The sequence below is a fragment of the Streptococcus anginosus subsp. whileyi MAS624 genome, assembly GCF_000478925.1.
Classification (GTDB): Bacteria; Bacillota; Bacilli; order Lactobacillales; family Streptococcaceae; genus Streptococcus; species Streptococcus whileyi.
Window position 1 is genome coordinate 163,051 of the sequence record NZ_AP013072.1, and the last position, 12,801, is coordinate 175,851.

Annotated in this window: 13 protein-coding genes and 2 pseudogenes; 9 read left to right on the forward strand and 6 right to left on the reverse strand. The window is 38.5% G+C overall.

The genetic code is table 11. The features are described 5' to 3' along the window. Window positions 1-169: 169 nt before the first annotated feature. Together ANG_RS00870 and ANG_RS00875 are read right to left on the reverse strand one after the other, a co-directional pair. A complete protein-coding gene (locus tag ANG_RS00870; RefSeq protein WP_003037125.1) occupies window positions 170-943 on the reverse strand; it encodes a Cof-type HAD-IIB family hydrolase in 774 nt (257 codons plus the stop codon). A gap of 17 nt (window positions 944-960) precedes the next feature. Further along, window positions 961-1,845, reverse strand: coding sequence for a helix-turn-helix domain-containing protein (locus ANG_RS00875; RefSeq protein ID WP_003037119.1), 885 nt, complete (start codon window positions 1,843-1,845; stop codon window positions 961-963). Window positions 1,846-2,143: 298 nt separating this feature from the next. On the opposite strand from ANG_RS00875, the gene ANG_RS00880 reads away from it, so the two are divergent. From ANG_RS00880 to ANG_RS00895, 4 genes and pseudogenes are all read left to right on the forward strand, one after another. Then, entirely contained in the window at window positions 2,144-2,686 is a 543-nt protein-coding gene (locus ANG_RS00880) for a hypothetical protein (RefSeq protein ID WP_003037107.1), read from the forward strand. A gap of 549 nt (window positions 2,687-3,235) precedes the next feature. Then, a complete protein-coding gene (locus ANG_RS00885) occupies window positions 3,236-3,994 on the forward strand; it encodes a DUF6261 family protein (protein WP_003037089.1) in 759 nt (252 codons plus the stop codon). Window positions 3,995-4,205: 211 nt separating this feature from the next. Then, window positions 4,206-4,481 carry a hypothetical protein gene (locus ANG_RS00890; RefSeq protein ID WP_231847282.1) on the forward strand — a complete coding sequence of 92 codons (276 nt, stop codon included), beginning with the start codon at window positions 4,206-4,208 and terminating at the stop codon, window positions 4,479-4,481. Window positions 4,482-4,627: 146 nt separating this feature from the next. Then, window positions 4,628-4,909, forward strand: a pseudogene (locus ANG_RS00895) (VTC domain-containing protein); the annotation flags it as partial. Between the two features lie 278 nt (window positions 4,910-5,187). On the opposite strand, the gene ANG_RS00905 reads toward ANG_RS00895, so the two are convergent. From ANG_RS00905 to ANG_RS00920, 4 genes and pseudogenes are all read right to left on the reverse strand, one after another. Further along, entirely contained in the window at window positions 5,188-5,802 is a 615-nt protein-coding gene (locus tag ANG_RS00905) for a hypothetical protein (RefSeq protein ID WP_003037127.1), read from the reverse strand. Window positions 5,803-6,019: 217 nt separating this feature from the next. After that, a pseudogene (locus ANG_RS00910) lies at window positions 6,020-6,637 on the reverse strand (HAD family hydrolase). Between the two features lie 9 nt (window positions 6,638-6,646). Beyond that, window positions 6,647-7,642: a DUF4097 family beta strand repeat-containing protein gene (locus tag ANG_RS00915; RefSeq protein ID WP_003037137.1), complete on the reverse strand. Its 996-nt coding sequence runs from the start codon at window positions 7,640-7,642 to the stop codon at window positions 6,647-6,649. Next, window positions 7,629-7,955: a PadR family transcriptional regulator gene (locus ANG_RS00920; RefSeq protein ID WP_003037164.1), complete on the reverse strand. Its 327-nt coding sequence runs from the start codon at window positions 7,953-7,955 to the stop codon at window positions 7,629-7,631. Before ANG_RS00920 ends, ANG_RS00915 begins: the two co-directional genes overlap by 14 nt. Before the next feature lie 303 nt (window positions 7,956-8,258). Between ANG_RS00920 and ANG_RS00925 the strand changes: the two genes are divergently transcribed. From ANG_RS00925 to dltD, 5 genes are read left to right on the forward strand one after another with little or no spacing between them, the layout of a single operon-like run. Beyond that, on the forward strand, window positions 8,259-8,390 hold the full coding sequence (locus ANG_RS00925) for a teichoic acid D-Ala incorporation-associated protein DltX (RefSeq protein ID WP_021002226.1): 132 nt from the start codon (window positions 8,259-8,261) through the stop codon (window positions 8,388-8,390). A gap of 33 nt (window positions 8,391-8,423) precedes the next feature. Further along, the gene (gene dltA, locus ANG_RS00930) at window positions 8,424-9,950 is read left to right on the forward strand and encodes a D-alanine--poly(phosphoribitol) ligase subunit DltA (protein WP_414929855.1); all 1,527 of its coding nucleotides are present in this window, start codon (window positions 8,424-8,426) and stop codon (window positions 9,948-9,950) included. Further along, complete coding sequence (dltB, locus tag ANG_RS00935; protein WP_003037153.1) at window positions 9,947-11,191, forward strand: D-alanyl-lipoteichoic acid biosynthesis protein DltB; 1,245 nt, start codon at window positions 9,947-9,949, stop codon at window positions 11,189-11,191. The genes dltA and dltB overlap by 4 nt, the downstream gene beginning before the upstream one ends. 15 nt (window positions 11,192-11,206) lie before the next feature. Continuing rightward, window positions 11,207-11,446: a D-alanine--poly(phosphoribitol) ligase subunit DltC gene (dltC, locus tag ANG_RS00940; RefSeq protein ID WP_003026725.1), complete on the forward strand. Its 240-nt coding sequence runs from the start codon at window positions 11,207-11,209 to the stop codon at window positions 11,444-11,446. Then, window positions 11,439-12,707 (forward strand): D-alanyl-lipoteichoic acid biosynthesis protein DltD, encoded by a 1,269-nt coding sequence (gene dltD, locus ANG_RS00945; RefSeq protein ID WP_003037140.1) that lies wholly within the window; start codon window positions 11,439-11,441, stop codon window positions 12,705-12,707. Before dltC ends, dltD begins: the two co-directional genes overlap by 8 nt. The last annotated feature ends 94 nt before the right edge of the window (window positions 12,708-12,801 follow it).

Below are 12,801 nucleotides of genomic sequence, written 5' to 3' on the forward strand. Positions count from 1 at the left end.
TCAAAAAGAGGCTGGGACACTAACATAATCACCCACAGGAAAATGAAATCGGGGAAGATGATGTATAAACAGTGTTCCAGACTCGTTTATTTCTAGAATAAAATTCAACCTTACGGGGTGGATGACAACATCGTTTTTTTACGAAATATCGATGTTTGTCCCACCCTTTTTAAATCAAACCGAAATGGGCAAGGGCATGTGGAATGCCATTGTCATCATTAGAGCGCGTGATGAAAGTGGCTGCTTCTTTGACGGCTGTTTGGCTATTGCCCATTGCAATGGGATAATCTACTGTTTCAAACATGGTCAGGTCATTGAGTCCGTCTCCGAATGCGTAAGTCGGTGCTTCGTCTGCCAGCAAGGTCAGCAGGTGCTGAATCCCAGAGCCTTTGTTACAGCCGTGCGGCGTGATGTCTATCGAGTAGGGGCTGTTACGGAAAAAGTGCAGTTCAGGGATTTCTGTCTGATACTGGGTGTCTTTGTCAGGCTCCTCACTAAAAATGAGCAACATCTGACAAGGCTGGTTTTGATAAATGGTCGGACCGACTTGGGGCAGGTCTTGATGAAAATAGCGGAAATTCCGCTGAACGGTCAGACTGAGCGCCGTCACACGCATTTCTCCTTGCGAATAAAAACCGAGGTCGTGCTTATTTTCCTTTGCCAGTTGCAGGAGCTTGAGAATGCTGTTTTGTGCAATTCGTCCTTCAAACAGGAATTGCTTTTCATGGAGGATTTCCATGCCATTTAGCAAGATAGCGGAATGAATCCCAGCGTCTTCCAGAACCGTCCCCATTTCTCCGCGCCCGCGCCCCGTACAGATAATAGGCAGAAAGCCGTTGGCTCGTAGTTGAGCAATGGCTGTTTTGTTGTCTGTTGGGACTTGTCCTTGGCTATCAACCAAGGTACCGTCAATATCAAAAAATACAAATCCGTTGTAAGTCATTTGCTTCTCCGTCTCTTTTAGGGTGCTGAAGTTCCACGTGAAACATGAGAGAAATGGGAAGTACGATGCTGTTTGACTTCTTCTTTCAAGTTTTCGAGCAAGGTCGTTTCTTCTGTCAACTCAAGTAACTGGAGACCTTTCTGGATAAGGGCGTCGTCTCCTTGGCAAATGCCTAGGCGAACCTGAGCAAAGCCGAGCTTGTCGTATCGTTTGGTTTGCTTGGCGAGCGGTAAGATCATCTCGGTGATACGCTGGCAATCGTCAAGGCGGTTATTGAGAAAATAAACGGTGGAAAGATTGAATAAAATAGAGGCTTGAGTTCCTTTGATGTTTTTATAATCATTATATTTTTCAAGATTGGTGAGAATTTTTTCGGTAATCTCCTGAATGGTTTCAATTGGAAAGAAGAAGAGAATAACACCTAACAGACGAAAGTCACTTTCGTACCAGACATCTCGCTTTTCTAAGTCTGTCCAAATTTGCTCTGCCAATTGTTTTGCTTTATCGCTAAAGTTATGCTCTCGTACTTCCATAGTAATATTGATTGTGGAGAGAATATTTTGGATTGGCAAATCATGTTTGACTTTTTTAAGATGTTCTTCGCATAGATGAGCAATTTTTTTAAGTTCTGTATTATTAACAATAGATAAGTGGTTTGACATTTGATTGATAATCACTTGTCTTGTCCGCGGTTTATAGTAATTACAAATATATTCAAATTCCCCAAAGCTCATGTCAATCTGGTGGAGCAGAAATTCCATGGTTTCATAGCTGGGAACGGATTGGTTGCTTTCAAACTTGGAAAGATTGGAGCGAGAAATCCAATCTCCGCAAATCTCTTGCTGGGTGATTCCCTTTGCTTTTCGAATCGTCTTGTAAACTGTGCCAATATCCCAACGCATAGGCGACTCCTTGTGTTAAATATTAAATGTGAAAATAGTGGGCATTTTGTGAATGCCTTTTCATCATATTATATCATATAGATGAAAGGAGAAAAAGTGATGAAGAAAAAATATCTTTTTTATTTGTTCTTTGCAATAATGGTAGCTGTATCTTTAGCTCCATGGCTTCCGACCGAGTTAATGTAAGGATATTTATATTTGTGAAAAGAATAGAGGTGAAACCAATGTACTATATGTTGATGTAATTAGTATTGTTTTTTAAAAAGTATTTGTCTTTATAAAGAAAAAGGTATATATTATGAAAAAATTATATAAAATTTTCCTTACGATTGCAGCAGCTTTTATGATCGGTGCAACAGTTATACCGTCCTCAACTTCTGTTATTTATGCGAATAGTGTTGATGGTATTGCTACTAGAACTGATACTGTTAGTGATGAGGAAAAACACTTAACAGATGTTATTCAGTATATTTTAGATAATGCTGTTGTTTATGGTCAAGATGGATTAGTAAAGAATATAGATTTTAATGCAATTTATGAGAAATATGGTTATAGTGATGAATTAGCTCATGTTGAAAAAATTGTGAATGATGATTTGAGTGTGAAATCTAGTATAACTTTTCGTGCTAATATAGGGCATTGTGCGGTTGTAGCTATTCAAGATACATTAGGAGTTTCTGCGGTTTCATCTTTATTGAGTGGAGGAATTGTGGGATTACTACAACGTAAAGCAGCAGCAGAAATAGCTAAATTAATTTTGAAAGTTGGTTTAAAGAACGTGGCGCCAGCAGCGGCAGCAGCGTCATTAATATGGAGTTTTGGTCGTTGTATGTGGTTCTAAAGTATGAAAAGATTTTGTTATAGTCTCATTATTGTTGCTATTTTCATTTTAGCTAGAATATTATGGTTTCAAGTAAGTTATGGTAATCCTATGTATGATTTAATCGGAACTTTCTTAATTAGTATTTTAGTTTTTATTGCATCTTACTTAAGTCTAAAGAAGTATGTTGATTGAAAGAGTTAGAAAAAGAACTTTTTCAGAAAATTTCCTATAATTTCCCATTCATGTTATACTAAATGAGATGATTTTTCATTCGTCCGAGGGTCGGACGACTTGCCTTAAAACAGGTTTGCTTTGTCCGAGGGTCGGACGGCTTGCCTTGAAACAGGTTTGCTTCGTCCGAGGGTCAGACGGCTTGCCTTGAAACAGGTTTGCTTCGTCCGAGGGTCAGACGGCTTGCCTTGAAACAGGTTTGCTTCGTCCGAGGGTCAGACGGTTTGCCTTGAAACAAGTTTGCTTCGTCCGAGCCTCGGACAGGATAAAGAAAAGTCATTCATCTTATCTGAGGGTCAGATAAGAAAAAATATTTTTTAATAAGGAAAGGATTTTATGCCAAAAGGAAAGTTAGTTAATGTTCAGGTGAGCAGTCTCCGCCATGCGGAATTCACGCAGTTTATCACTCGATTTTTAGATGATGTGGAGAAAGAAGGGTTAGACTTCAAAAATGAAGAAGTGTTGACCGTTTTGATGAAAAAAATAAAGGCAGCCTTGCCGGCTTATCAAGCCTCTCTCGGTCAGATTCGGGCGAGTGAAAAGTCAGCTTCGATTAGTGCGGCTGATGAATTACGTGACACTGATTTGCAAGCTCTTCGCGATGCAATTAAGCCTTATCGGGCAGCCAAGCGTGAGGAAGAAAAAGCTGCTTATGAAAGTTTGAAACGCCTGTTTGAGCAGTACAAGGGTGCACATAGCAAGCATTACGAGGAAGAAACTGCCCTCGTTGTCAGCTTGCTGGACAAGCTAAAAACAGCCCCTTACAAAGATCAGTTGGATACGTTAGCGATTGGGAAATTTGTTGACAATCTGACGGAAAGCCACACTGCCTTTGAGCAACTCTTTGCTTCACGCTCACAAGAGAAGTTGCAAAAAGTGAGCTATGATGTCAAGCGATTGCGCAAAGAAGTGGCGACGCCTTACCAACAGTTGGCGGACTATGTGGTGATTTTGCACCAAGTCAAAGACGATGGCTTTTATGCGACCTTCCTTTCCGTGCTCAATAACAGCCGCAAGCACTATGCGGATGTCCTTGCCCGTCGCAAGGGCAAAGAGCCTAAAGCAGAAGCAGGAAAAGTAGCAGAAATCAACTAACATTTCTCCTTCATCTTACTTGAAGTTTGTCTGTCAGAGTGGTAGGATAAAGACGAAGAAGAGGAACGAGCAGAAAATTAGAAAGTGTGATGGGATGATAAGATTTCATTTTAATAACGAATTTTGGTTTCGGTGGCGGTTTTATCTGTTGAGCATGATGATATTCTTTTCCTTGGTTGTTGAACCTTATCCGAAATTGAACGTGTTCAATGTGATTTATTTTGCTGTGTTGGGAACATTTTTGCTCTTGCAGATTTTTGTGCCAGAGTGTTCGCATAAGCGATCCTATCCAGTAGGCAGCTATCACTTTAACTGGGAATTTTATAATGACATTTCCTTGTATCTGATGATTTATTTTTCGTACTCCTTCTACTCTGGTCCGAGAAGCAGCCACGATGTGTTGTACTGGATTTTTCTGGTAGCAGATATTCTGATTATTTTCAGTTTTCTTATCAAAAAAGAAAAAGAAGAGAAGAGTGAAGAATAAGATTGCGGTAGCTTCAGTTTTCTATTTCATTCTACAGACATCTATTAAACACCTCCAGAAAATGGGGGTGTTTTGTTTTCTTTAGCTTTCTTTTAAGGATTTGCCCGTAAACTACGTGGATAAATGATACGAAGGAGAGCAATCGCATGGCTAAAAAAACATTTAAAGATAAATTTCAACGGATAGAAACTAAGTACGTCATCTCAAAGGAAACGTTGGCAGATTTGCTACAGGAGTTTGAAGCGTATATGGCAGAAGATGAGCATGCCTATTCAACGATTGGCAACCTCTACTATGATACGTCAACCTATCAGATGATTCGGGAGTCTTTGGAGAAGCCTTATTTCAAGGAAAAATTGCGCGTGCGCACCTATGATGCTAGCCCTCAGGCGGATAGTCAAGTTTTTTTGGAAATCAAGAAAAAAGTGTGTAATGGCAAAGGTAGCAATTCTGGTGGACGGTGATGATAGACAAAAGAGGCTGGGAGAACCCAACCTCTTTCGTTTGACCCTTACTTAGTCGTCAAGGTGTGCAAGATAAACAGACAATGTTAAAATTGCTAACCATTGCGACACAAGCAAAGCTACAAAAAATATTAGATACATTAAATTAACCAATGTTGGCATGCTTTTAACAAAAAGTAAAGCAATAAAAGGGGAACAAATTGACCAAATAACTTGAATAGTGATGATTCTTTTTTTCATGTTTAATAGCTTCGATCTCCATGATAATATAATGGACTGTAGTAATTTGATGTGTTGGCAACTCCGACATTAAAGCTACCGGTTTGACCAATGCCAATTCCACCTCCGACTGAAACAGTAGTTGTTGTATTTCTATATAAATGACCGTTTAAAGTAAAGTGTATTCTATTAGCATCGGGTAAAGCATATTGGAAATTTCCTTGGAATATTAAACTTCCAGAATGATAGCCTGCATAAACAATTCGTTTTATTCCTCTAAACCAACCGCTTTTACTAACTTCACAATAGAAATATACATGTCCTGCATTACTTGGAATATAAGAAATTAACGTATCATCTTGATATGTAGCACCACGCAACATTACATATGAAGTTTCTTCATTTAGCTGAGCATTTCTAGCTTGAGAAGTGCTCTGGTTTGGGAATAAAGCACGTTCAGCTTCTGCAAAACTAACGCCTGTATTACTAACATAATTAGCTAAGATTTCATCTTTAGTAACTGTTACAACATCAAAATCTTTAACAGCAGTTTCATCGGCTTTTACAGTCGTTCCAATGCCAAAGACTAGAACTAAGAAACTTAAAAAGCTAATAAACATTAAACCTAAACGTCTCATGGAATGCCTCCTTTTATAAAATCAAAATTGATAAAACTACAGCTCTAATTATAAATCCTCCTTTCTAACGAACTGCTTAAAGAATTCCCCTTTTTCACTTTCAATATATCATAAAACTTTAAAAAAAACAAGTCTATTTTTGAAGGAAAATTTATGATATAATAAAGTTGATAACGTTAAAAAAACTAGAGCGAAACAACTCTAGTTTTTTGCATGCTCAGCCTAAAATCTCTAGAATCTCTGTCAAATTATCAACAGTCCAATCTGGAGTTTCTGCTGGATTCGTTATGTGGTTCAAGTGGCTAAATCCCTGTCGGATCCAAATGGTTTGCATTCCAAGTTGTTTAGCCGGAAGAATATCATTGTCCAAACGGTCGCCAATCATCACAGCGTGTTCAGCCAAACAGTTCGCTTGTTGGAGAGCCAGCTTAAAAATGGCTAGATTAGGTTTTGCCAGGCCAACATCGGCAGAAGAAATAATGAGATCTATGTAAGAATCAATACCAAAGTTTCTCAATCTTGCTTGCAAGTTCGGTAACTGGTTGGCAATAATCTCAATCTTGTAGTGTTGGTGGAGAGTTTTCAGCACTTGCTTGCAGTCAGGATACAGCACCTCTAAATCAGACCTCCAAGACGGACGCTTCAGACCATAATCGTTCAGAGCCTCCGCATCGCCTTTTTTATTTTCCTTAAAATAGTGGTTCATAGTTTGATAAAATGCTGCATAAGAAATATTAGTATCAGCAAGAGCCTGTTTAATCCGATCTTAGTAGGCTTTTTCTTCGTTTACCAAAGTTGAGCCAATATCAAAGAATAACCAATGAATCTGTTTCATGCGAAACCTCTAATAAAGATTGATGTCTCCACTGACAGCTTGGATAGTAAGAAAATCTGTAGAAGTCGTTGCTTGGTGGTGGATTGTGTTGCCAACGATTTGGTGGCTCGGCTGGAGCTGATCAGAAATAGAAATATCTCCATGTACCGTTTCAATATCATAGCTAAAATCATGGTGCAACAAATGAAGCGAAATATCTCCGCTAGTTGTTTGAATGAAAGTCTTACCAGCAATTTCTAAAGAATGCGTGTCGAGATCCCCTGACACAAGAGACAGCTTACAATCCGTCAATTTGGCATGTGCCAGATGGATATCGCCACTGATAAGGGTAACATCGGTTTGTTGCAAATGGCAATGCCGCATAGTCAGATCGCCACTTGAAAGCTCAATCGTTCCTTTTTGTGTTTGAAGATGAGATACAGCTACATCACCAGAAGTTGCTTGAAGTGAGAATGATTGAAGAATCTTGCCATTCGGGATTTGAATGCAAATGGGATGATTATCCAAACCGTTTTTCATGACATTAATAATCCAGTCCAAACCACTATAATGCGTGTTGCCTTTTTCTGTAATGTACCACTTCTCGTTTTGAACAGTAGAAATGATTTGATTGTTGCCTTTTCCATTATAGTATTTGATGTGGAAAAAATCATCAGGTGAAGGCTCAATCAGAATATCTTGCGTGGTGACATCAATATGCAATTCAGAGATTGTTGCATAGTCTTCAAAGATATAAGCATTGTCGGTATATGATTGGTGATTGTGTGCAGATGACTGGTGTTGAGGACGAGTTGACGTTTCTTCTGCTTGATTTGATGAAAGTGAGCGAATAATCTCTTCTGCTGCGTCTTTGGGATCTCCCAACTCCTCAATGACTTGTGCTTCATTTTCAGGTCCGGCTTCTTCAAAGTATTCCGTAAAATAATCCATTGCTTCTTTATAGTCTGCCTCAGGTAATGTTTTTAAGTATTTCTCTAATGCGGCTAAATAATCAGTTCTTGTCATGACGAACGCTCCCTTCTATAATACCGTTGACTGTCGCTGTATACACTTTCCACTCCTCCTTAAGGGTACTTAATTGCTTTCGTCCCTCTGGAGTAAGGGAGTAATACTTCCGTTTTCGACCTTGATATTCTTGCGAGTAAGTTGTTAAGTAACGATTCTTTTCTAACTTTTTTAAAATAGGATATAAGGTTGATTCCTTGATATTGGCAATCAATTTAATCGTTTGGCTAATCTCATAGCCATAGGAATCTTCACTTTCCAAAATCGCTAGAATGAGAAATTCAATTAGGGTAGAAGATGTTGGAAAATACATGAGTCACCTCCTATGTATAATATTTTTATATATAATTTTTCTATACATAGTATAGTGCTTTTCACTTTCAAAGTCAAGAAAATATATAAAATTTTTATATATTTTTAAAATGTAAGTCTAAAACTATTTTCTTTTCTAGTTTTTTGAGACAGCACATCTGTGATTTCCCTAGGTTTGTTGTAAATAAACCTTAATTCTAGCTTAATTCCTCAATTAAAGAATGTTTTGTATTGAAAAATAGCGTTAGAAAATGGTAAAATATACTAAGTCTTATCTAGAAGTAAGACAAAAGTGATGAATATGATGAAAAAACATAAAATAATTTTTAAATTTCTTGGACAGACGCTGCTTTATTTTGTGATATTTCTAGCGTTGCTTTATTTCTTTAATTATCTTGGTCAAGGCCAAGGTGGTTTTATCTATAATGAATTTTAGGAGCAGACTGTGACCAATTCAGTAATTAACGACATGATTGAAACGATTGAGCGCTTTGCTCAGTCTCAACCAGATTTTCCAGTTTACAATGTTCTCGGAGAAGTTCATACTTATCATGATTTGAAAGTGGACTCGGATTCGCTCGCTGCAAAGATTGACAGCCTTGCGCTTCCTGAAAAGTCACCAGTGGTAGTGTTTGGTGGGCAAGAATACGATATGCTGGCAACCTTTGTAGCTTTGACGAAGTCAGGGCATGCTTATATTCCGATTGATAGTCATTCAGCTCTGGAGCGCGTGACAGCGATTGTGGAAGTGGCACAGCCTAGTCTCATCATTGCAATCAATGACTTTCCGCTGAAAGATGTGAACATACCAATTCTTGACTTGGCAGCAGTTCAAACTGCTTTTGCAGCCAAACATCCTTACGAAATTACACACCCTGTTAAAGGTGATGATAATTACTATATCATTTTCACTTCGGGAACGACTGGAAAGCCAAAGGGTGTGCAAATATCGCACGGTAATTTGCTCAGTTTTACCAACTGGATGATTACAGATAAGGAATTTGCGACTCCAGCTCGTCCGCAAATGTTGGCGCAGCCGCCTTATTCTTTTGACTTATCGGTTATGTATTGGGCGCCAACTTTGGCACTTGGAGGGACACTTTTTGCGGTTCCGTCTGCCATTACGCAAGATTTCAAGCAGCTGTTTGAGACTATTTTGAACTTGCCAATCGCTATTTGGACATCCACACCGTCTTTTGCAGATATGGCGATGCTGTCTGAAGATTTTAATGCTGAAAAAATGCCAGGCATTACACATTTCTACTTTGACGGAGAAGAATTGACGGTTAAAACAGCTCAAAAATTGCGCAACCGTTTTCCAAATGCACGTATTATCAATGCTTACGGTCCGACAGAAGCAACTGTGGCTCTATCTGCTGTTGCTATAACGGATGATATGCTGACAAATATGAAACGCTTGCCGATTGGCTATACCAAAGCGGATTCTCCAACTTTTGTGATTGATGAAGACGGAAACAAATTGCCGAATGGTGAGCAAGGAGAAATCATTGTATCTGGACCAGCTGTATCAAAAGGCTATATGAACAATCCAGAGAAAACAGCCGAAGCATTTTTTGAGTTTGAAGGGTTACCAGCTTATCATACAGGTGATGTTGGTACTATGACAGATGAAGGTTTGCTGCTTTATGGCGGTCGTATGGATTTCCAAATCAAGTTCAACGGTTTTCGTATTGAACTAGAAGATGTTTCCCAAAACCTGAATAAGTCTAAATACATTGATTCAGCTGTGGCTGTACCGCGTTACAATAAAGACCATAAAGTACAAAACCTTCTAGCCTATGTCATCTTGAAGGACGGGATTAAGGAACAATTTGAACGTGAGATTGACATCACTAAAGCTATCAAGGAAGATTTGCAAGATATTATGATGTCTTATATGATGCCTTCAAAATTCCTTTATCGGGATTCCTTGCCATTAACACCAAATGGTAAGATTGATATTAAAGGTTTGATTAGCGAGGTCAATAACCGATGATGGATTTCATAAGACAGCTTCCTCACTTGGAACCGTACGGGGATCCGCAGTATTTTGTTTATATCATTTTAGCCGTTTTGCCAATCTTTGTTGGTTTATTCTTCAAAAAAAGATTTCCCATTTACGAAGCTCTGGTCAGCTTTGCTTTTATCATTTTTATGCTGACTGGACCAAAGTTAACGCAAATTTATGCGCTACTGTTTTACGTTATTTGGCAGATGATTTGGGTTTGGTCTTATAAAATTTATCGAAAAACGGGAGATAGCAAATGGATTTTCTATTTGCACATTGCTTTGTCTATCCTACCGCTTTTCTTTGTAAAGGTAACGCCAGCTATTTATGGTCATCAATCACTCTTGGGCTTTTTAGGAATTTCCTACTTAACTTTCCGTTCAGTAGGAATGATTATTGAGCTGCGGGATGGTGTTCTAAAAGACTTTAGCTTATGGGAATTTCTATATTTCATGCTCTTTATGCCAACTTTTTCAAGTGGGCCGATTGATCGTTTTAAACGGTTCAATCAAGATTATGAAAATATCCCTGAGCGTGATGAACTGCTAGATATGTTGGAGCAATCCGTTCAATACATAATGCTTGGTTTCTTATACAAGTTTATTCTGGCACATATTTTAGGCTCAATGATTTTGCCTCCTCTCAAGCAATATGCAGTGCAAATGGGTGGTATCTTCAACCTGCCAACTCTAGGAGTGATGTATGTATTTGGATTGGATTTATTTTTTGACTTTGCGGGTTATTCCATGTTTGCCCTCGCTATTTCCAATCTAATGGGCATTAAAAGTCCGATTAACTTTAACAAACCATTTATCTCTCATGATTTGAAAGAGTTTTGGAATCGTTGGCATATGAGCCTATCATTCTGGTTTCGTGATTTTGTATTTATGCGGCTGGTCACAGTACTTATCCGAAATAAAATCTTTAAAAATCGGAACACAACTTCAAGTGTAGCTTATATCATCAACATGCTAGTCATGGGCTTTTGGCACGGGGTTACTTGGTATTACATTGCTTATGGACTTTTTCATGGTCTAGGACTCGTTATCAATGATGCTTGGGTGCGAAAGAAGAAGACCATCAATAAAGAGCGGAAAAAGAAGAATTTGCCACCATTACCAGATAACAAATGGACACAAGCAGTGGGGATGTTTATCACTTTTAATGTTGTAATGTTTTCATTCTTAATCTTCTCAGGATTTTTGAATGACTTATGGTTTAAAAAATAAAAAAGGAGTTCTCTAATGGACGTAAAAGCAGAAGTATTAGAAATTATTGATGATTTATTTATGGAAGATGTATCAGACATGATGGACGAAGATTTGTTTGATGCAGGAGTTCTGGACAGTATGGGAACGGTTGAATTGATTGTTGAATTAGAAAACCGTTTTGACATTCATGTTCCCGTCTCAGAATTTGGTCGTGATGATTGGAATACTGCTAATAAAATTATTGAAGGCGTAACGGAGCTTCGTAATGCTTAAACGATTGTGGCTCATTTTAGGCCCAGTTTTCTGCGCCCTTTTGATGGTGGTGGCTTTACTATTTTTCTACCCAACCAAGCAACAACATGATTACCAAGCTGAAAAGCGCTCGGCTGTTACTTTGACGGCGGGAAGTTTCAAGGGAAGAACGCAAAAAGTACGTGCTTTGACAGATAAGAAGCACCGCTTTGTTCCTTACTTTGGTTCAAGTGAATGGTTGCGCTTTGACAGCATGCATCCTGCGGTTTTGTCAGAAAAATATAAGCGTAATTATCGTCCGTATTTTTTAGGACAACGAGGAGCCGCATCTCTTACGCAATATTTTGGCATGCAGCAAATGCTTCCGCAGTTAAAAAATAAGCCAGCTGTCTATGTTGTCTCTCCTCAATGGTTTACTAAAAAAGGCTACAGTCCAGCAGCATTTCAACAATATTTCAATAGTGACCAATTGACTAGTTTCTTGCGCCAGCAAGAAGGAGACATTGATGCTCAATATGCGGCGAAGCGCCTCCTGCAACTGTATCCTACGGTGGCTATGAAAGACAATGTAAAAAAAATAGCTAATCATCAGAAACTGTCAAACTTTGACAAACAGTACGTCCGTCTTATCAGCCGTTTAAATAAACGTGAGGATGCCCTTTTCAATTCTCTTTTTGCCGAACGTAATGAGAATTATGAAAAATTGGTACAACCTCAAATTAAGCGTTTGCCAGATAAATTTTCTTATCAGGATTTGGAAGAATTTGCGACAAAAGATGCTCAAAGAAACACGACTAATAATGATTTAGGAATTGATAATAAATTTTATAAGCATCGCTTGCGGAAACGTATTAAAAAGTTTAAAGGAAAGCAAGCAAAGTTTTCTTATACCAAGTCTCCCGAGTATAACGATTTACAACTTGTTTTGAAGCAATTTGCCAAGTCAAAAACGAATCCAATTTTTGTTATTCCTCCTGTCAATGCGAAGTGGATGGCCTATACTGGTTTGAGTCAAGAAAAGTATCAACAAGCGGTGAAGAAAATTCGTTATCAGTTGGAAAGTCAAGGTTTTACCAATATCGCGGACTTTTCAAACGATGGTGGGAAGCCCTACTTTATGCAAGATACCATTCACATGGGCTGGCTTGGCTGGTTGGCGTTTGATAAGGCTGTCAATCCTTTTATTTCCAATCCCAAGCCTGCTCCGACTTACCAGATGAATGATCGATTCTTCAGCAAAGAATGGGCAGATTATGACGGAGCAATTGAGAATTTTAAATAAGAAAAATAAAACACGAACACAAATTAACTAGTTAGTTGCTAGTTTGCTTGTCCGTGTTTTTTTATATGGGGAACTAGAGAATTTTATGAATCTG

Coding starts and splice junctions, on each gene's coding strand:
- ANG_RS00870 (WP_003037125.1), bottom strand. CDS start 943: ATGACTTACAACGGATTTGTATTTTTTGATATTGACGGTACCTTGGTT.
- ANG_RS00875 (WP_003037119.1), bottom strand. CDS start 1,845: ATGCGTTGGGATATTGGCACAGTTTACAAGACGATTCGAAAAGCAAAG.
- ANG_RS00880 (WP_003037107.1), top strand. CDS start 2,144: ATGAAAAAATTATATAAAATTTTCCTTACGATTGCAGCAGCTTTTATG.
- ANG_RS00885 (WP_003037089.1), top strand. CDS start 3,236: ATGCCAAAAGGAAAGTTAGTTAATGTTCAGGTGAGCAGTCTCCGCCAT.
- ANG_RS00905 (WP_003037127.1), bottom strand. CDS start 5,802: ATGAGACGTTTAGGTTTAATGTTTATTAGCTTTTTAAGTTTCTTAGTT.
- ANG_RS00915 (WP_003037137.1), bottom strand. CDS start 7,642: ATGACAAGAACTGATTATTTAGCCGCATTAGAGAAATACTTAAAAACA.
- ANG_RS00920 (WP_003037164.1), bottom strand. CDS start 7,955: ATGTATTTTCCAACATCTTCTACCCTAATTGAATTTCTCATTCTAGCG.
- ANG_RS00925 (WP_021002226.1), top strand. CDS start 8,259: ATGAAAAAACATAAAATAATTTTTAAATTTCTTGGACAGACGCTGCTT.
- dltA (WP_414929855.1), top strand. CDS start 8,424: ATGATTGAAACGATTGAGCGCTTTGCTCAGTCTCAACCAGATTTTCCA.
- dltB (WP_003037153.1), top strand. CDS start 9,947: ATGATGGATTTCATAAGACAGCTTCCTCACTTGGAACCGTACGGGGAT.
- dltC (WP_003026725.1), top strand. CDS start 11,207: ATGGACGTAAAAGCAGAAGTATTAGAAATTATTGATGATTTATTTATG.
- dltD (WP_003037140.1), top strand. CDS start 11,439: ATGCTTAAACGATTGTGGCTCATTTTAGGCCCAGTTTTCTGCGCCCTT.